Genomic DNA, 16573 nt, shown 5'->3' on the forward strand with positions numbered 1-16573 from the left:
GTAACAGAGAGAGGTAAATCCAATGGCTGGACCCCAGCGCCGCGGAAGCGGTGCCGGTGGCGGCGAGCGGCGGGACCGGAAGGGCCGCGACGGTGGCGCTGCCGCCGAGAAGACCGCGTACGTTGAGCGCGTTGTCGCGATCAACCGCGTCGCCAAGGTTGTCAAGGGTGGTCGCCGCTTCAGCTTCACCGCGCTGGTCGTGGTGGGCGACGGTGACGGCACCGTAGGTGTCGGTTACGGCAAGGCCAAGGAAGTTCCCGCGGCTATCGCCAAGGGTGTCGAGGAAGCCAAGAAGAACTTCTTCAAGGTTCCGCGCATCCAGGGCACCATCCCTCACCCGATCCAGGGCGAGAAGGCCGCGGGCGTCGTCCTGCTCAAGCCGGCTTCCCCCGGTACCGGTGTGATCGCCGGTGGCCCGGTGCGCGCCGTGCTCGAGTGCGCCGGCGTTCACGACATCCTGTCGAAGTCGCTCGGCTCCGACAACGCGATCAACATCGTGCACGCGACCGTGGAGGCCCTCAAGGGCCTGCAGCGTCCCGAGGAGATCGCGGCTCGCCGTGGTCTGCCCCTCGAGGACGTCGCCCCCGCGGCTCTGCTCCGTGCACGTGCCGGGGCGGGTGCGTAATGGCTCGCCTCAAGGTCACGCAGACGAAGTCGTACATCGGCAGCAAGCAGAACCACCGCGACACCCTGCGTTCGCTCGGCCTCAAGAAGGTCAACGACGTGGTTGTCAAGGAGGACCGCCCCGAGTTCCGCGGAATGGTGCACACCGTCCGCCACCTCGTGACGGTCGAGGAGGTTGACTGACATGGCGGAGACCAACCCGCTGAAGGCCCACAACCTCCGTCCCGCCCCCGGTGCCAAGACCGCGAAGACCCGTGTCGGTCGTGGTGAGGCGTCGAAGGGTAAGACGGCCGGTCGTGGTACCAAGGGCACCAAGGCCCGTTACCAGGTTCCGCAGCGCTTCGAGGGTGGGCAGATGCCCCTCCACATGCGTCTGCCGAAGCTCAAGGGCTTCAAGAACCCGTTCCGCACCGAGTACCAGGTCGTGAACCTGGACAAGCTCACCGCGCTCTACCCGCAGGGTGGCGAGGTCACGGTGGCCGACCTGGTCGCCAAGGGTGCGGTTCGCAAGAACCAGCTCGTCAAGGTGCTCGGCACCGGCGAGATCACCGTGGCGCTGCAGGTGACGGTCGACGCCGTCTCCGGCTCCGCCAAGGAGAAGATCGCCGCTGCCGGCGGCACCGTCACCGAGCTCGTCTGAGACGACTCGATGGCATGAACATCCGATCGGGGATGCCTCCCAAAAGGGGCATCCCCGATTGGTCGTTCCTAGGGGGGCATGGTCGCCGGTAAGGTGGCGTGCACTGTCTAGGCTCCGTGCGGTATGCCCGCACGGGATTGATGACCGATACCTAATCGTCGAACCTCAAGACCGTCACCCTTGACGCATAGCGCGGGGGTCGCAGGAGGCACCGTGCTTACCGCGTTCGCCCGGGCGTTCAAGACGCCCGACCTGCGCAAGAAGCTGCTCTTCACGCTCGCCATCATCGTGCTGTACCGCCTCGGGGCCCACATCCCGGTCCCCGGCGTCAGCTACGAGGCCGTCCAGCAGTGTGTCAAGCAGGCCAGCGAGGGCAACAACAGCCTGTTCGGCCTGGTCAACATGTTCAGTGGCGGGGCGCTGCTCCAGATCACCATCTTCGCGCTCGGCATCATGCCGTACATCACGGCGAGCATCATCCTGCAGCTGCTGACCGTCGTGATCCCGCGTCTGGAAGCCCTCAAGAAGGAGGGCCAGTCCGGTACTGCCAAGATCACGCAGTACACCCGGTACCTGACGGTCGCCCTCGCGGTTCTGCAGGGCACCGGTCTCGTCGCCACCGCCAAGAGCGGTGCGCTGTTCAGTGGCTGCCGCGTCGCCGACCAGGTCGTGCCCGACCCGTCGATCTTCACGATCGCCACGATGGTCATCACGATGACCGCCGGCACCTGCATCGTCATGTGGCTCGGTGAGCTCATCACCGACCGCGGCATCGGCAACGGCATGTCGATCCTGATGTTCATCTCGATCGCCGCCGGCTTCCCGGGCGCCCTCTGGGCCATCAAGGAGAGCGGCAAGCTCGCCAAGGGCTGGATCGAGTTCGGCACCGTCATCCTCATCGGCTTCGTGATGGTGGCCCTCGTCGTCTTCGTCGAGCAGGCCCAGCGCCGCATCCCGGTGCAGTACGCGAAGCGCATGATCGGCCGGCGCTCCTACGGCGGTACGTCCACGTACATCCCGCTGAAGGTGAACCAGGCAGGTGTGATTCCTGTCATCTTCGCGTCGTCGCTGCTCTACATCCCGGCCTTGATCGCGCAGTTCTCGAACTCCACCGCAGGGTGGAAGACCTGGATCGAAGCCCACTTCGTCAAGGGTGACCACCCCTACTACATCGCGACGTACTTCCTCCTGATCGTGTTCTTCGCCTTCTTCTACGTGGCGATCTCGTTCAACCCCGAGGAAGTCGCGGACAACATGAAGAAGTATGGTGGCTTCATCCCGGGTATCCGGGCTGGTCGACCTACTGCCGAGTATCTGAGCTACGTGCTCAACCGGATCACTTGGCCGGGCTCGCTGTACTTGGGTCTGATCGCTCTTGTGCCGACGATGGCGTTGGCAGGCTTCGGTGGCGCCAATGCCAACTTCCCCTTCGGCGGGACGAGCATCCTCATCATCGTGGGTGTGGGGCTGGAGACCGTGAAGCAGATCGAGAGCCAGCTCCAGCAGCGCAATTACGAAGGGTTCCTCCGCTGATGCGAATCGTCCTCGTCGGACCGCCCGGTGCCGGCAAGGGAACGCAGGCCGCGTTCCTTGCCAAGAACCTGGACATCCCGCACATCTCCACGGGCGACCTGTTCCGCGCCAACATCTCCCAGGGCACGGAGCTCGGTCTCAAGGCCAAGGCGTTCATGGACGCCGGCGACCTGGTGCCCGACGAGGTGACCATCGGGATGGCCAAGGACCGGATGGAGCAGCCGGACGCCGTGAACGGCTTCCTGCTGGACGGGTTCCCCCGCAACGTGGCGCAGGCCGAGGCCCTGGACGTGGTCCTGAAGGCCGAGGACATGCAGCTCGACGCGGTGCTGGACCTGGAGGTCCCCGAGGACGAGGTCGTGAAGCGGATCGCGGGTCGCCGCATCTGCCGCAACGACAGCGCGCACGTCTTCCACGTGGAGTACAACGCTCCCAAGACCGAGGGCGTCTGCGACGCCTGCGGCGGCGAGCTGTACCAGCGCGCGGACGACTCCGAGGAGACGGTGCGCAAGCGCCTGGAGGTCTACCACACGCAGACCGAGCCGATCATCGACTACTACCGGGCGCAGAACCTGGTCGTGACGATCTCGGCGCTCGGCAAGGTGGACGAGGTCACCGCGAAGGCGATGGCCGCGCTCAAGAAGTAACACCCCGGTTGGTGTGATACGGCCGCGGTGCCCCTGAGGGGCGCCGCGGCCGTATCGTTGTTCTGTTCCCCGTACTCGATGGAAAGGCCGCGGCCACGATGGTGCAGATCAAGACCCCCGAGCAGATCGCGAAGATGCGCGAGGCGGGGCTGGTCGTCGCCGCCATTCACGCGGCGACCCGTGAGGCCGCCGTGCCGGGCGCCACGACGAAGGACCTGGACGAGGTCGCGCGGAAGGTCATCGCCGACCACGGGGCGAAGTCGAACTTCCTCGGGTACGGCGGGTTCCCCGCGACGATCTGCACCTCGGTGAACGAGGTCGTCGTCCACGGCATCCCCGACGACAAGACCGTCCTCAAGGACGGCGACATCATCTCCATCGACGCCGGCGCGATCGTGGACGGCTGGCACGGTGACGCGGCCTACACGGCCTTCGTGGGCACCGGGCACGCGCCCGAGCTCGTGGAGCTCTCCCGGGTGACCGAGGAGTCGATGTGGGCCGGCATCGCGGCCATGCGGCTCGGCAACCGCCTGGTGGACATCTCGAAGGCGATCGAGACGTACATCAAGCGCCAGCCGCGTCCCGCCGTCGGCGACCACAGCCTGGGCCGCTACGGGATCATCGAGGACTACGGCGGCCACGGCATCGGCACCGAGATGCACATGGACCCGCACCTGCTGAACTACGTCTCCCGCAAGCGCGGCAAGGGCCCGAAGCTGGTCCCCGGCCTGTGCCTGGCGATCGAGCCGATGGTCTCCCTGGGCACCCCGCGGACGGAGGTCCTGAAGGACGACTGGACGGTCATCACGACGGACGGGACCTGGTCCTCGCACTGGGAGCACTCGATCGCGCTGACCGAGGAGGGCCCGCTGGTCCTCACGGCGGCCGACGGCGGCAAGGCGAAGCTGGCGGAGCTGGGCGTCACGGCGGCGCCGGACCCGCTGGCGTAGCGGACGCCGCTCGCGCCGGCGCGGCCCGACGTCTCCGTTCGTCCAGGAGTACTCTTCGACATTTCTACGGCGTGGTGCCTTGCGTAAGGATCAGTCCGGGTGGGCAGACTTCCCGATTCGTCTTTTCCTGGGGCCTGACGTAGACTGATGCGTCGGCTCTCGTGTACCCGTGTGTCCGCATGCGGCGGCGAGAGTCGATCAAGGTAGCCGATTCGAAAGGCGAAGCGTGGCCAAGAAGCAAGGTGCCATCGAAATCGAGGGCACCGTGATCGAGTCCCTCCCGAACGCCATGTTCAAGGTGGAGCTCCAGAACGGTCACAAGGTCCTCGCGCACATCTCCGGCAAGATGCGGATGCACTACATCCGCATCCTTCCGGACGACCGGGTCGTCGTGGAGCTCTCTCCGTACGACCTGACGCGTGGCCGGATCGTCTACCGGTACAAGTAGATCTTGCCCGCACCCCGCCTCCGCGCGCGGGTGGTGGCACTGACCCGGAGAACCTCACACCCATGAAGGTCAAGCCGAGCGTCAAGAAGATCTGCGACAAGTGCAAGGTGATCCGCCGTCACGGCCGGGTCATGGTCATCTGCGACAACCTGCGCCACAAGCAGCGCCAGGGCTGACGCACGCCGACCGACCTGCATTTCGCAGTTCTTCGCGCGACGCATAGCAACACGTACATACGCAGAGCCCGTCGGGCCGTGTCCACACGGTTGACGGCACCTCCGGCGGGGGCCGGGGACCCGACCTGTACCTCATACGGCAGCCGGGAACGGTTCTGCAGCAGACCCCCGAGAACACAGGAGCCATTGAATGGCACGCGTTTCCGGTGTTGACATCCCGCGCGAAAAGCGTGTGGTGGTCGCACTCACCTACGTCTTCGGCATCGGGCGTACCCGGTCCGAGGAGATCCTCGCCGCTACCGGCGTGAACCCGTCCACCCGTGTCCGCGACCTTGCCGAGGAAGACCTCGTCAAGATCCGCGAGTACGTGGACGCCAACCTCCAGACCGAGGGTGACCTCCGCCGCGAGATCGCCGCCGACATCCGCCGCAAGGTCGAGATCGGCTGCTACCAGGGCCTTCGCCACCGTCGTGGCCTGCCCGTCCGCGGCCAGCGCACCAGCACGAACGCTCGTACCCGCAAGGGCCCGCGTCGCGCCATCGCCGGCAAGAAGAAGCCGGGCAAGAAGTAGTCCTCAGCGGACGCTTGACCAAGCGGTCTTCGCTGTAGGACCGACCACCTCCCGTAGGAGTTAGAGATGCCCCCCAAGGGTCGTCAGGGCGCTGCCAAGAAGGTGCGCCGCAAGGAAAAGAAGAACGTCGCTCACGGCCACGCGCACATCAAGAGCACGTTCAACAACACGATCGTCTCGATCACGGACCCCTCGGGCAACGTGATCTCCTGGGCCTCCGCCGGCCACGTCGGCTTCAAGGGCTCGCGCAAGTCCACCCCGTTCGCCGCGCAGATGGCCGCCGAGTCGGCCGCTCGCCGCGCGCAGGAGCACGGCATGCGCAAGGTCGACGTCTTCGTCAAGGGTCCCGGCTCCGGCCGTGAGACCGCGATCCGCTCCCTCCAGGCCACGGGCCTCGAGGTCGGTTCGATCCAGGACGTCACCCCCACGCCGCACAACGGCTGCCGTCCCCCCAAGCGCCGCCGCGTCTGACGCACGGCTGCTTGAGTCAGGACTTCGGGCGGTACGGCTCTTCGGACCGTGCCGCCCGTACCCTTGCAGTACGCAGCACTCCGTCGGGCGTCAAATAGTGGGCGTCCACGACTGAAGGATTGAACACATGCTTATCGCTCAGCGTCCTTCGCTGACCGAAGAGGTCGTCGACGAGTTCCGCTCCCGGTTCGTGATCGAGCCGCTGGAGCCGGGCTTCGGCTACACCCTCGGCAACTCCCTCCGCCGTACCCTCCTGTCCTCGATCCCGGGTGCCGCTGTCACCAGCATCCGCATCGACGGCGTCCTGCACGAGTTCACCACCGTGCCGGGCGTCAAGGAGGACGTGACCGACCTCATCCTCAACATCAAGCAGCTGGTCGTCTCCTCGGAGCACGACGAGCCGGTCGTGATGTACCTGCGCAAGCAGGGCCCGGGTCTGGTCACCGCCGCCGACATCGCGCCCCCGGCCGGTGTCGAGGTGCACAACCCCGACCTCGTCCTCGCCACGCTCAACGGCAAGGGCAAGCTGGAGATGGAGCTGACCGTCGAGCGCGGTCGCGGCTACGTCTCCGCCGTGCAGAACAAGCAGGCGGGCCAGGAGATCGGCCGCATCCCGGTCGACTCCATCTACTCCCCGGTGCTCAAGGTCACGTACAAGGTCGAGGCGACCCGTGTCGAGCAGCGCACCGACTTCGACAAGCTGATCGTCGACGTCGAGACCAAGCAGGCCATGCGCCCGCGCGACGCCATGGCGTCCGCCGGCAAGACCCTGGTCGAGCTGTTCGGTCTGGCGCGCGAGCTCAACATCGACGCCGAGGGCATCGACATGGGCCCGTCCCCCACGGACGCCGCCCTCGCCGCCGACCTGGCGCTGCCGATCGAGGAGCTCGAGCTCACCGTTCGTTCGTACAACTGCCTCAAGCGCGAGGGCATCCACTCCGTGGGTGAGCTCGTGGCGCGCTCCGAGGCCGACCTGCTCGACATCCGCAACTTCGGTGCGAAGTCGATCGACGAGGTCAAGGCGAAGCTGGCCGGTATGGGCCTCGCGCTGAAGGACTCGCCGCCCGGATTCGACCCGACCGCCGCGGCTGACGCCTTTGGCGCCGACGATGACGCGGATGCCGGGTTCGTGGAGACCGAGCAGTACTGAGAACTCGGGCCTCAGGGTCCGTACCCGGGTGCGGGAGCGCTGTGCTTGATCGCGCAGTTCCCCGCGCCCCTTCCGGGCGCCCCTTCGGGGCTGCCCGGATCTCCGACGGGTGACCGCCCGCTCGGACACTGACATCGGTACCTCATACGGCCGGTGCAGATCACAAGGAGAAACACCATGCCGCGTCCCGCGAAGGGTGCCCGCCTCGGCGGTTCCGCCGCGCACGAGAAGCTGCTCCTCGCCAACCTGGCGAAGTCGCTCTTCGAGCACGGCCGCATCACCACCACCGAGGCCAAGGCCCGTCGCCTGCGTCCGGTCGCCGAGCGCCTGATCACCAAGGCGAAGAAGGGCGACATCCACAACCGTCGCCTGGTGCTGCAGACGATCACCGACAAGGGCATCGTCCACACCCTCTTCACCGAGATCGCCCCGCGCTACTCCGAGCGCCCGGGTGGCTACACCCGCATCACCAAGATCGGCAACCGTCGTGGCGACAACGCCCCGATGGCCGTGATCGAGCTGGTCGAGGGCGAGATCGCCAAGAAGGCGACCGTCGCCGAGGCCGAGGCCGCCACCGTGCGCGCCGTCAAGGAGGCCGACGCGGCCGCCGAGGCTCCGGCCGAGGAGTCGAAGGACGCGTAAGCGTTCCGAGCGACTGTTCTCGTGTGCGGGCCCGTACCCCCTGGGGTGCGGGCCCGCCGCCGTGTTCCGACTGTTTCGAGAGGATGACTCCGCGTGAGCGATGACGTGCAGGACGGGTTCGTACGGGTGCGGCTTGACCTGTCGTACGACGGCAGGGACTTCTCCGGCTGGGCCAAGCAGTCCCAGGGGCAGCGGACCGTGCAGGGGGACATCGAGGCCGCGCTGCGGACCGTGACCCGCTCGACGGAGACGTACGAGCTGACGGTGGCCGGCCGGACCGACTCGGGTGTCCACGCCCGCGGCCAGGTCGCGCACGTCGACCTGCCCGTCGAGCTGTGGGCCGAGCACCGCGACAAGCTGCTCAGGCGGCTCGCCGGGCGCCTCTCGCACGACGTCCGGGTCTGGTCCCTGACCGAGGCCCCCAGCGGCTTCAACGCGCGTTTCTCGGCGATCTGGCGCCGCTACGCCTACCGCGTCACCGACAACCCCGGCGGGGTCGACCCGCTGCAGCGGGGACACGTCCTCTGGCACGACTGGGCACTCGACATGGACGCCATGAACGAGGCCGCCGCCGCGCTCGTCGGCGAGCACGACTTCGCCGCGTACTGCAAGCGCCGCGAGGGGGCCACCACCATCCGCACCCTCCAGGAGCTGCGGTGGGAGCGCCGCCCCGACGGGGTGATGGAGGCCACCGTCAAGGCGGACGCCTTCTGCCACAACATGGTCCGCTCGCTGGTCGGCGCCCTGCTCTTCGTCGGTGACGGGCACCGGCCCGTGGACTGGCCGGGCAAGGTGCTCGCGGCCGGCGTGCGGGACTCGGCCGTGCACGTCGTACGGCCGCACGGCCTCACCCTCGAAGAGGTCGGCTATCCGGCCGACGAGCTCCTGGCCGCCCGCAACCTGGAGGCCAGGAACAAGCGGTCACTCCCCGGGAGCGCCGGCTGCTGCTGAGGCCTGGGCGCGGCCGCGGGCGTAGATCTGGTTGAAGGCGAAGGTGCCCAGGTCGTCACTGGCCTGGAAGACCGGCTTGTCGGCCTTGGTGACCTTCCTGCCGTCGGAGAAGCCGGCCTGGGTGAAGTAGGCGTAGCGCCCGACCGAGTTCGAGCGGCGCAGGCAGACCGTGGCGCGGCAGAACTCGCGGACGCCCGACCCGGCCAGCGGGGCGATGCCGCCGGTGGCCTGGTTCTTCGCCTTCAGGGCCGCCGACTCCGAGGGGAAGACGGCGACGCCGACGGTGATCGCCACGCCGTCCCGGACATAGGTCGCGCGGAGCACCCGCTGGCAGCCGTTCTTCTTGAGGACGGCGCCGAGGCCGCCCTGGGTGGCGGCGGTGCAGTCGGTCGTCGACGCGGTGGCGCCCTTGCCGTAGGGGCGCTTGTTCATCGTGAGCCTCTTGCCCGGGAAGAGGCCCTCCGCGGAGAGCGGGGCCTTGTCCTTCTTCGGGTCCGAGATGTAGTCCTTCGGGTTCGGCGGCGGAGGCGGCGCGACCGAGGAGAAGGTCGGCTCGGGGGTCGGTTCCGCGGTGGGGGAGACCGAGCCGGTCGGCACCCCGCCGTTCTTGGCCTCCTCGTTCTTCTTGCCGGAGGCCACCACGGCGGTGGCGACGATCGCGCCGACGACCAGGGCGGCGACCGCGCCGCCGCCGATCACCAGCCAGCGCTTGCGGCGGCTACGGGAGGCCGAGGCGTCGGCCAGGGCGCCCCAGTCGGGGGTCGTCCCGCTGCTCTGGGCGCCCGGGAAGGGATCGGGCGCCGGGCCCTGGCCGGGCTGCTGCCCGTACCCCTGCGGCTGTCCCCAGCCCTGGCCGGGCTGCTGCCCGTAGCCCTGCTGTCCGCCCTGCTGCGGCTGCTGCCCGTACCCCTGCTGTCCGCCCTGCTGCGGCTCCTGCGGCCACTGCGGTCCCCCAAAGCTCATGCCGCGCATCCTAAACCGGTTGGGTCCAGGCGACGCGGGCGGTGACAATGCACCCCATGGGACATGTCGAGGCCGCGCATCTTGAGTACTACCTGCCCGACGGGAGGATCCTCCTCGGGGACGCCTCCTTCCGGGTCGGAGAGGGCGCCGTCGTCGCCCTCGTCGGGGCCAACGGCGCCGGGAAGACCACACTGCTCCGGCTGATCTCCGGGGAGCTCCAGCCGCACGGCGGCACCGTCAGGGTCAGCGGCGGCCTCGGGGTGATGCCGCAGTTCGTCGGCTCCGTGCGGGACGCGTCGACCGTGCGCGACCTGCTGGTGTCGGTGGCGCAGCCCCGGATCCGGGAGGCCGCGAAGGCCGTCGACGAGGCCGAGCACCTGATCATGACCGTCGACGACGAGGCCGCGCAGATGAAGTACGCGCAGGCCCTCAGCGACTGGGCCGAGGTGCAGGGGTACGAGGCCGAGACCCTCTGGGACATCTGCACCATGGCCGCGCTCGGCATGCCGTACGAGAAGGCGCAGTTCCGGGAGGTCCGGACGCTCTCGGGCGGTGAGCAGAAGCGGCTCGTCCTGGAGTCGCTGCTGCGCGGCTCCGACGAGGTGCTGCTCCTCGACGAGCCGGACAACTACCTCGACGTCCCCGGCAAGCGGTGGCTGGAGGAGCGGCTGCGGGAGACCCGCAAGACCGTGCTCTTCATCTCCCACGACCGGGAGCTGCTCTCCCGGGCCGCCCAGAAGATCGTCGCGGTCGAGCCCGGCCCGGCCGGCTCGGACGTGTGGGTGCACGGCGGCGGCTTCGACACCTTCCACGAGGCGCGGCGCGAGCGGTTCGCGCGCTTCGAGGAGCTGAAGCGGCGCTGGGAGGAGAAGCACGCCCAGCTGAAGAAGCTCGTCGTGAACCTGCGGCAGGCGGCCGCGGTCAGCCACGACATGGCCTCGCGGTACGCGGCGGCGCAGACCCGGCTGCGGAAGTTCGAGGAGGCGGGACCGCCGCCGGAGCCGCCGCGGGAGCAGGAGATCACCATGCGGCTGCGCGGTGGCCGTACCGGCGTCCGGGCGGTGACCTGCGAGAACCTTGAGCTGACCGGGCTGATGAAGCCCTTCTCGCTGGAGATCTTCTACGGGGAGCGGGTCGGCGTCCTCGGCTCGAACGGCTCGGGCAAGTCGCACTTCCTGCGGCTGCTCGCGGGTGATCCGTCGGTCGCGCACACGGGGGCCTGGAAGCTGGGCGCCCGGGTGGTCCCGGGGCACTTCGCCCAGACCCACGCGCATCCCGAGCTGGCCGGGCGGCCGCTGGTCGACATCCTGTGGACGGAGCACGCCAAGGACCGGGGCGGGGCGATGTCGATGCTGCGGCGGTACGAGCTGGAGCGGCAGGGCGACCAGTCGTTCGACAAGCTCTCGGGCGGGCAGCAGGCGCGGTTCCAGATCCTGCTCATGGAGCTGGCGGGAACGACGGCGCTGCTCCTGGACGAGCCGACGGACAACCTGGACCTGGAGTCGGCGGAGGCGCTGCAGGACGGCCTGGAGTCGTACGAGGGGACGGTGCTGGCGGTGACCCACGACCGCTGGTTCGCGAAGAGCTTCGACCGCTTCCTGGTCTTCGGCTCGGACGGCGTGGTGCGCGAGACGACGGAGCCGGTCTGGGACGAGCGGAGGGTCGACCGGGCCCGGTGACCTCGGGAGGTCGGCGGGGCTCCCGGGGCTCGGGCTCTGGTGCGGGTGGCGGGTCTGGTCGGGGCGCGGGCGCTGGGACTCGCTCGCGGGGACGGCGGACGGAGTCCGGCGCGGCCGGGCGAAGCCGGGGAGGCCCCCCGGGGCCGAGTCGTGCGAGGGCGGCCTGGGGGAGGGGTCGACGGAGCCGGTCTGGGACGAGCGGAGGGTCGACCGGGCCCGGTGACCTCGGGCGGGCGGCGGGCCCGGTGACCTCGGGCGGGCGGCGTTCTGGGGCCCCCGGTGCGGGGGCCCCGGCGTTTTGACCCGTTGGGGGTGGCGCGGGTACTGTTGCGGTTTGTTATGCGTAGTGGCTTCGTCGTTGTCGGACGAACGGCCCTTACGCAGGTTCCCTGGAGCAGTTACCAGTGGCTCGCATACGGGCGGTGTCCCGGCAGTGCAGGCCCCAGCTGCATGATCGCTTCAGGTGTGTCTGGACTCCATCCACTGAAGAAGCGAAGGCTACGAAGTGCGTACGTACAGCCCCAAGCCCGGCGATGTCACTCGCCAGTGGCACATCATCGACGCGCAGGACATCGTCCTGGGCCGTCTGGCGACCACGGCTGCGAACCTCCTGCGAGGCAAGCACAAGCCCGTGTACGCGCCCCACATGGACATGGGCGACTTCGTCATCATCATCAACGCTGACAAGGTCCACCTGTCCGGCAACAAGAAGACCCAGAAGCTGGCGTACCGCCACTCCGGCTTCCCGGGTGGTCTGCGCTCCGTCCGTTACGACGAGCTGCTGGACAAGAACCCCGAGAAGGCCGTCGAGAAGGCCATCAAGGGCATGATCCCCAAGAACACCCTGGGCCGTCAGATGCTCTCGAAGCTGAAGGTCTACGCGGGCGAGAACCACCCGCACGCTGCTCAGCAGCCGGTCCCGTTCGAGATCACCCAGGTCGCGCAGTAGTTCCGGCCACACCCCCTAAGAACGAAAGAAATCTGAGGAGAATCGTGGCCGAGACCACCCCCGAGACCCCCGTCGACGAGTTCGAGGGCGTCGAGGAGTACACCACCGAGACCGAGCTCGTCGAGGGTGAGTACACCTCCGAGTCGCTCGCGTCCCGCTTCGGCGACCCGCAGCCGGCCGCCGGCCTGGGCCGTCGCAAGAACGCCATCGCCCGCGTCCGGATCGTTCCGGGCACCGGCAAGTGGAAGATCAACGGTCGCACCCTTGAGGACTACTTCCCCAACAAGGTGCACCAGCAGGAAGTCAACGAGCCCTTCAAGGTGCTCGAGCTCGACAACCGCTACGACGTCATCGCCCGCATCGCGGGTGGCGGTGTCTCCGGTCAGGCCGGCGCCCTGCGCCTCGGCGTGGCCCGTGCGCTGAACGAGGCGGACGTCGAGAACAACCGCCCGGCGCTGAAGAAGGCCGGCTTCCTCTCCCGCGACGACCGTGCGGTCGAGCGCAAGAAGGCCGGTCTCAAGAAGGCCCGTAAGGCTCCGCAGTACAGCAAGCGTTAATCGCCTGCTCGGTCTGCATGCGTACGCCCCGGCGGCACTGCCCGTGCCGTCGGGGCGTACGTTTTTTCATAACCCCCTTTTCTTTCATCAGCTTGGGCACGTATTTCTCGGAGGACAGCTGTGGGACGACTCTTCGGCACGGACGGCGTGCGCGGTGTGGCCAACGCGGACCTGACGGCGGAGCTCGCGCTCGGCCTGTCGGTCGCGGCGGCGCACGTGCTCGGCGAGGCGGGCACCTTCGAGGGCCATCGGCCCACCGCGGTGGTCGGCCGTGACCCCCGCGCGTCCGGAGAGTTCCTGGAGGCCGCCGTCGTGGCGGGCCTCGCCAGCGCCGGCGTGGACGTGCTGCGCGTCGGGGTGCTGCCCACCCCGGCCGTCGCGCACCTCACCGGTGTCCTCGGCGCCGATCTCGGCGTGATGCTCTCCGCCAGCCACAACGCCATGCCCGACAACGGCATCAAGTTCTTCGCCCGCGGCGGGCACAAGCTCGCCGACGAGCTGGAGGACAAGATCGAGGCCGTGTACGAGGAGCACCGCACGGGCGCCCCCTGGGAGCGTCCGACCGGTGCCGGCGTCGGCCGGGTCCGCGACTACGAGGAGGGCTTCGAGACCTACGTCGCCCACCTCATCGCCGTCCTCCCGAACCGCCTCGACGGCCTCAAGATCGTCCTCGACGAGGCCCACGGCGCCGCCGCCCGCGTCTCGCCCGCGGCCTTCGCCCGGGCGGGCGCCGAGGTCGTCACCATCGGTGCCGACCCGGACGGCCTGAACATCAACGACGGCTGCGGCTCCACCCACCTCGGGCTCCTCAAGGCGGCGGTCGTCGAGCACGGCGCCGACCTGGGCATCGCGCACGACGGCGACGCGGACCGCTGCCTCGCGGTGGACGCGGCGGGCAACGAGGTCGATGGCGACCAGATCCTCGCCGTGCTCGCGCTCGCGATGCGCGAGTCGGGCGCGCTGCGCGGGGACACCGTCGTCGCGACCGTGATGTCCAACCTGGGCTTCAAGCTCGCCATGGAGCGCGAGGGCCTGAACCTCGTGCAGACCGCGGTCGGCGACCGGTACGTCCTGGAGTCCATGAAGGAGCACGGCTTCGCGCTCGGCGGCGAGCAGTCCGGGCACGTCATCGTGCTCGACCACGCCACCACCGGTGACGGCACCCTCACCGGTCTCATGCTGGCCGCCCGGCTCGCCGCCACCGGCAAGTCGCTCGCGGACCTGGCCGGGGTGATGGAGCGGCTGCCGCAGATCCTCATCAACGTCCCCGACGTCGACAAGTCCCGGGTGAAGACCTCCGGCGACCTCGCCGCCGCGGTCACCGCCGCCGAGCAGGAGCTCGGCTCCACCGGCCGTGTCCTGCTCCGTCCCTCCGGCACCGAGCCGCTGGTCCGGGTCATGGTCGAGGCCGCGGACATCGAGCAGGCGCGCGCGGTCGCGCAGCGTCTCGCGGACGTGGTGAAGTCGGCGCTGGGCTAGCCTTTCTGAGGCATCGTCATGCAGGACAGGGCCCCCACCGGGCGTCGGTGGGGGCCCTCGTTCGTCCCGCCGGGTTCCCGTCCCCCCGGACCCGGTCCCTCAGACGCGGGGAACCGCGCGGCGGCCCGCGCGGCGCCAGCGTCCGCGCTGGGTGCGCCAGAGGAGCTTCTGCGCGTAGAGGGTCAGGATCCCGGCCAGCATGATGCCGAGGAGGTTGAGCAGGAGCTGCTCGGTCGAGCCCCACATCTGGCCGAACTCGCCGTAGCTGAGGGCCACGGCCGCGTTCGCGCCCGCCGGGACCGTCGTGACCGAGATGGCCACGCCGACCAGGGCGCCGGACTTGGCGGAGGTCAGGGACAGGGTCCCGGCCACGCCCGCGAGCACCGCCACGACGAAGGAGAACGGGTCCGGCTGCCAGATGAAGCCGGTGTTGGGACGTTCGCCGTCGAGGAGGCTCTCGCTGAACAGGTCGAGTGCGTCCATCCCCAGGCTGAACACGGTCGTCGCCGCGATCGCCGCCGCGAAGCCGACGAGCAGTGCGGTCAGCGAGCGGGCCGCCAGTCTCGGCTCGCGCCGTACCACCGCCGTGCACACCCCGGCGAGCGGGCCGAACTCGGGGCCGACGGCCATGGCGCCGACGATCAGGACGGCGTTGTCGAGGACGACACCGCAGGCCGCGATCATCGTGGCGAGGATCATGAACGCGCTGTACGTGATCGAGAGCGTCGACTCCTCGTGGGTCGCGCCCGTCAGCTGCTCCCAGATGACCGCGTCCGCCGGCTCCCCGGGGGCCTCCTTCTCGGCCCGGTCGGCGCGGGTGGAGAGGGAGAGGTCGATGTCGTCGACCGCGATGGAGCCGTCCTGATCGATCTTCAGCGCGCGCAGGGCCTTGAGGAGTTCGTCGCCGGCCTCGCGGGCCACGTCGCACAGGACGACGTCGCCCGAGGGGTCGCGGGCCGCGTCCGGCAGGACCACCACGTGGGTGGTGCCGACCGTCGACTCGATCACCTCGACCGCGGCCCGGGTGCGGTCGGGTGGAACGATCATCCGGAGATGCAGCATCCTCAGAGCTTACGGAGGCTCAGCCTCTGCACCTTGTGGTCGGGGCCCTTGCGGACGACGAGAGTCGCCCGGCCGCGGGTCGGGGCCACGTTCTCCAGGAGGTTCACCTTGTTGATGGTCCGCCACATGGTGCGCGCGTAGTCGAGGGCCTCCTCCTCGGAGACCTGCGTGTAGCGCTGGAAGTACGAGTCGGGGTTCTGGAAGGCGGTGTCGCGCAGCTTGCGGAAGCGGTTGAGGTACCAGCGCTCGATGTCCTCCGGGCGCGCGTCCACGTACACCGAGAAGTCGAAGTAGTCGGCGAGGCCGACGCGGGTGCGGCCGTCCTTCCCGGGCAGGGCCGGCTGGAGGACGTTCAGCCCCTCGACGATGAGGATGTCGGGGCGGCGGACGACGAGGCGCTCGCCCGGGACGCGGTCGTAGATGAGGTGCGAGTAGACCGGGGCGGTCACCTCGTCCTTGCCCGCCTTGATGTCGGCGACGAACCGGGTCAGGGCCCGGCGGTCGTAGGACTCCGGGAAGCCCTTCCGGGACATCAGGCCGCGGGCCTTGAGCTCCTCCATCGGGTAGAGGAAGGCGTCCGTGGTGACCAGCTCCACGCGCGGGTGCTCCGGCCAGCGCGCGAGGAGGGCCTGGAGGAGGCGCGAGACCGTCGACTTGCCGACGGCGACCGAGCCCGCGACTCCTATGACGAAGGGGGTGCCGCGCTGCTCGGCGCTCTCGCCCAGGAAGGTGTTGAGCGCGCCGCGCAGTCCGCTCGTGGCCTGCACGTACAGGTTGAGCAGGCGGGAGAGGGGGAGGTAGATGTCCCGCACCTCGTCCAGGTCGATGACGTCACCGAAGCCGCGGAGCCGCTCGACCTCCTCGGCGGTGAGGGGGAGCGGGGTCTTGTCGCGCAGGGCGCTCCACTCGGCGCGGGTGAGGTCGACGTAGGGCGTCGTGCCGTTGGCGCTTCGTGGCGGCGAAGTGATCACCCCGCCATTGTCGGGGGTCGCACGGCTCCGTGGGCGGTGGGGCGGCCGTGGGGTGGGTCACGCGAAAGCGGTTGTCGTGCCGCCGCCGGGAGGCCATGCTGCTTGACGCC

Annotated in this window: 20 protein-coding genes; 17 read left to right on the plus strand and 3 right to left on the minus strand. The window is 69.1% G+C overall.

The window, feature by feature from the left end:
* Positions 1 to 22: 22 nt before the first annotated feature.
* The 13 genes from rpsE (at position 23) to truA (ending at position 8803) form a co-directional block, all read left to right on the plus strand.
* On the plus strand, positions 23 to 625 hold the full coding sequence (gene rpsE / locus ACF09E_RS26600) for a 30S ribosomal protein S5 (protein ID WP_015035588.1): 603 nt from the start codon (positions 23 to 25) through the stop codon (positions 623 to 625).
* On the plus strand, positions 625 to 807 hold the full coding sequence (gene rpmD, locus ACF09E_RS26605; RefSeq protein WP_015035589.1) for a 50S ribosomal protein L30: 183 nt from the start codon (positions 625 to 627) through the stop codon (positions 805 to 807). Before rpsE ends, rpmD begins: the two co-directional genes overlap by 1 nt.
* A gap of 1 nt (position 808) precedes the next feature.
* On the plus strand, positions 809 to 1264 hold the full coding sequence (gene rplO, locus ACF09E_RS26610) for a 50S ribosomal protein L15 (RefSeq protein WP_030318646.1): 456 nt from the start codon (positions 809 to 811) through the stop codon (positions 1262 to 1264).
* A 213-nt stretch (positions 1265 to 1477) separates the two neighbouring features.
* Positions 1478 to 2797 (plus strand): preprotein translocase subunit SecY, encoded by a 1320-nt coding sequence (secY, locus tag ACF09E_RS26615; protein ID WP_030318644.1) that lies wholly within the window; start codon positions 1478 to 1480, stop codon positions 2795 to 2797.
* A complete protein-coding gene (locus tag ACF09E_RS26620) occupies positions 2797 to 3444 on the plus strand; it encodes an adenylate kinase (RefSeq protein ID WP_055598862.1) in 648 nt (215 codons plus the stop codon). The genes secY and ACF09E_RS26620 overlap by 1 nt, the downstream gene beginning before the upstream one ends.
* Positions 3445 to 3542: 98 nt before the next feature.
* A complete protein-coding gene (gene map / locus ACF09E_RS26625) occupies positions 3543 to 4394 on the plus strand; it encodes a type I methionyl aminopeptidase (protein WP_392207649.1) in 852 nt (283 codons plus the stop codon).
* A gap of 226 nt (positions 4395 to 4620) precedes the next feature.
* Positions 4621 to 4842, plus strand: coding sequence for a translation initiation factor IF-1 (gene infA, locus ACF09E_RS26630; protein ID WP_003956442.1), 222 nt, complete (start codon positions 4621 to 4623; stop codon positions 4840 to 4842).
* Between the two features lie 62 nt (positions 4843 to 4904).
* Positions 4905 to 5018: a 50S ribosomal protein L36 gene (gene rpmJ / locus ACF09E_RS26635; RefSeq protein ID WP_003956441.1), complete on the plus strand. Its 114-nt coding sequence runs from the start codon at positions 4905 to 4907 to the stop codon at positions 5016 to 5018.
* Between the two features lie 190 nt (positions 5019 to 5208).
* Positions 5209 to 5589 carry a 30S ribosomal protein S13 gene (gene rpsM, locus ACF09E_RS26640; RefSeq protein ID WP_015035595.1) on the plus strand — a complete coding sequence of 127 codons (381 nt, stop codon included), beginning with the start codon at positions 5209 to 5211 and terminating at the stop codon, positions 5587 to 5589.
* 66 nt (positions 5590 to 5655) lie between these two features.
* On the plus strand, positions 5656 to 6060 hold the full coding sequence (gene rpsK / locus ACF09E_RS26645) for a 30S ribosomal protein S11 (RefSeq protein WP_003956432.1): 405 nt from the start codon (positions 5656 to 5658) through the stop codon (positions 6058 to 6060).
* A gap of 127 nt (positions 6061 to 6187) precedes the next feature.
* On the plus strand, positions 6188 to 7210 hold the full coding sequence (locus ACF09E_RS26650) for a DNA-directed RNA polymerase subunit alpha (protein ID WP_024755423.1): 1023 nt from the start codon (positions 6188 to 6190) through the stop codon (positions 7208 to 7210).
* 177 nt (positions 7211 to 7387) lie between these two features.
* A complete protein-coding gene (gene rplQ / locus ACF09E_RS26655; RefSeq protein WP_015035596.1) occupies positions 7388 to 7852 on the plus strand; it encodes a 50S ribosomal protein L17 in 465 nt (154 codons plus the stop codon).
* Positions 7853 to 7945: 93 nt separating this feature from the next.
* A complete protein-coding gene (truA, locus tag ACF09E_RS26660; RefSeq protein WP_209496367.1) occupies positions 7946 to 8803 on the plus strand; it encodes a tRNA pseudouridine(38-40) synthase TruA in 858 nt (285 codons plus the stop codon).
* Here truA and ACF09E_RS26665 read toward each other — a convergent pair.
* On the minus strand, positions 8774 to 9766 hold the full coding sequence (locus ACF09E_RS26665; protein WP_392207652.1) for a hypothetical protein: 993 nt from the start codon (positions 9764 to 9766) through the stop codon (positions 8774 to 8776). The genes truA and ACF09E_RS26665 overlap by 30 nt on opposite strands.
* A 56-nt stretch (positions 9767 to 9822) precedes the next feature.
* Between ACF09E_RS26665 and ACF09E_RS26670 the strand changes: the two genes are divergently transcribed.
* The 4 genes from ACF09E_RS26670 to glmM all read left to right on the plus strand — a co-directional run bounded on the left by ACF09E_RS26670 (position 9823) and on the right by glmM (position 14430).
* Complete coding sequence (locus ACF09E_RS26670; RefSeq protein ID WP_361847339.1) at positions 9823 to 11445, plus strand: ATP-binding cassette domain-containing protein; 1623 nt, start codon at positions 9823 to 9825, stop codon at positions 11443 to 11445.
* 505 nt (positions 11446 to 11950) lie between these two features.
* Complete coding sequence (rplM, locus tag ACF09E_RS26675) at positions 11951 to 12394, plus strand: 50S ribosomal protein L13 (protein WP_055641831.1); 444 nt, start codon at positions 11951 to 11953, stop codon at positions 12392 to 12394.
* Between the two features lie 44 nt (positions 12395 to 12438).
* A complete protein-coding gene (gene rpsI / locus ACF09E_RS26680) occupies positions 12439 to 12951 on the plus strand; it encodes a 30S ribosomal protein S9 (protein ID WP_015035601.1) in 513 nt (170 codons plus the stop codon).
* 120 nt (positions 12952 to 13071) lie between these two features.
* Positions 13072 to 14430, plus strand: a complete 1359-nt coding sequence (gene glmM, locus ACF09E_RS26685) for a phosphoglucosamine mutase (protein WP_361847335.1) — start codon at positions 13072 to 13074, stop codon at positions 14428 to 14430.
* Between the two features lie 99 nt (positions 14431 to 14529).
* On the opposite strand, the gene ACF09E_RS26690 is transcribed toward glmM, so the two are convergent.
* Positions 14530 to 15492, minus strand: a complete 963-nt coding sequence (locus ACF09E_RS26690) for a DUF389 domain-containing protein (RefSeq protein WP_392207654.1) — start codon at positions 15490 to 15492, stop codon at positions 14530 to 14532.
* 2 nt (positions 15493 to 15494) lie between these two features.
* A complete protein-coding gene (coaA, locus tag ACF09E_RS26695; RefSeq protein WP_361847329.1) occupies positions 15495 to 16463 on the minus strand; it encodes a type I pantothenate kinase in 969 nt (322 codons plus the stop codon).
* Positions 16464 to 16573: the final 110 nt, after the last annotated feature.

This window comes from Streptomyces sp. NPDC014891 (assembly GCF_043081085.1).
Taxonomy (GTDB): Bacteria; Actinomycetota; Actinomycetes; order Streptomycetales; family Streptomycetaceae; genus Streptomyces.

Coding starts and splice junctions, on each gene's coding strand:
- rplQ (WP_015035596.1), top strand. CDS start 7,388: ATGCCGCGTCCCGCGAAGGGTGCCCGCCTCGGCGGTTCCGCCGCGCAC.
- rplO (WP_030318646.1), top strand. CDS start 809: ATGGCGGAGACCAACCCGCTGAAGGCCCACAACCTCCGTCCCGCCCCC.
- ACF09E_RS26670 (WP_361847339.1), top strand. CDS start 9,823: ATGGGACATGTCGAGGCCGCGCATCTTGAGTACTACCTGCCCGACGGG.
- rpsK (WP_003956432.1), top strand. CDS start 5,656: ATGCCCCCCAAGGGTCGTCAGGGCGCTGCCAAGAAGGTGCGCCGCAAG.
- rpsM (WP_015035595.1), top strand. CDS start 5,209: ATGGCACGCGTTTCCGGTGTTGACATCCCGCGCGAAAAGCGTGTGGTG.
- ACF09E_RS26690 (WP_392207654.1), bottom strand. CDS start 15,492: ATGCTGCATCTCCGGATGATCGTTCCACCCGACCGCACCCGGGCCGCG.
- rpsE (WP_015035588.1), top strand. CDS start 23: ATGGCTGGACCCCAGCGCCGCGGAAGCGGTGCCGGTGGCGGCGAGCGG.
- ACF09E_RS26650 (WP_024755423.1), top strand. CDS start 6,188: ATGCTTATCGCTCAGCGTCCTTCGCTGACCGAAGAGGTCGTCGACGAG.
- ACF09E_RS26665 (WP_392207652.1), bottom strand. CDS start 9,766: ATGAGCTTTGGGGGACCGCAGTGGCCGCAGGAGCCGCAGCAGGGCGGA.
- ACF09E_RS26620 (WP_055598862.1), top strand. CDS start 2,797: ATGCGAATCGTCCTCGTCGGACCGCCCGGTGCCGGCAAGGGAACGCAG.
- map (WP_392207649.1), top strand. CDS start 3,543: ATGGTGCAGATCAAGACCCCCGAGCAGATCGCGAAGATGCGCGAGGCG.
- rpmD (WP_015035589.1), top strand. CDS start 625: ATGGCTCGCCTCAAGGTCACGCAGACGAAGTCGTACATCGGCAGCAAG.
- rpmJ (WP_003956441.1), top strand. CDS start 4,905: ATGAAGGTCAAGCCGAGCGTCAAGAAGATCTGCGACAAGTGCAAGGTG.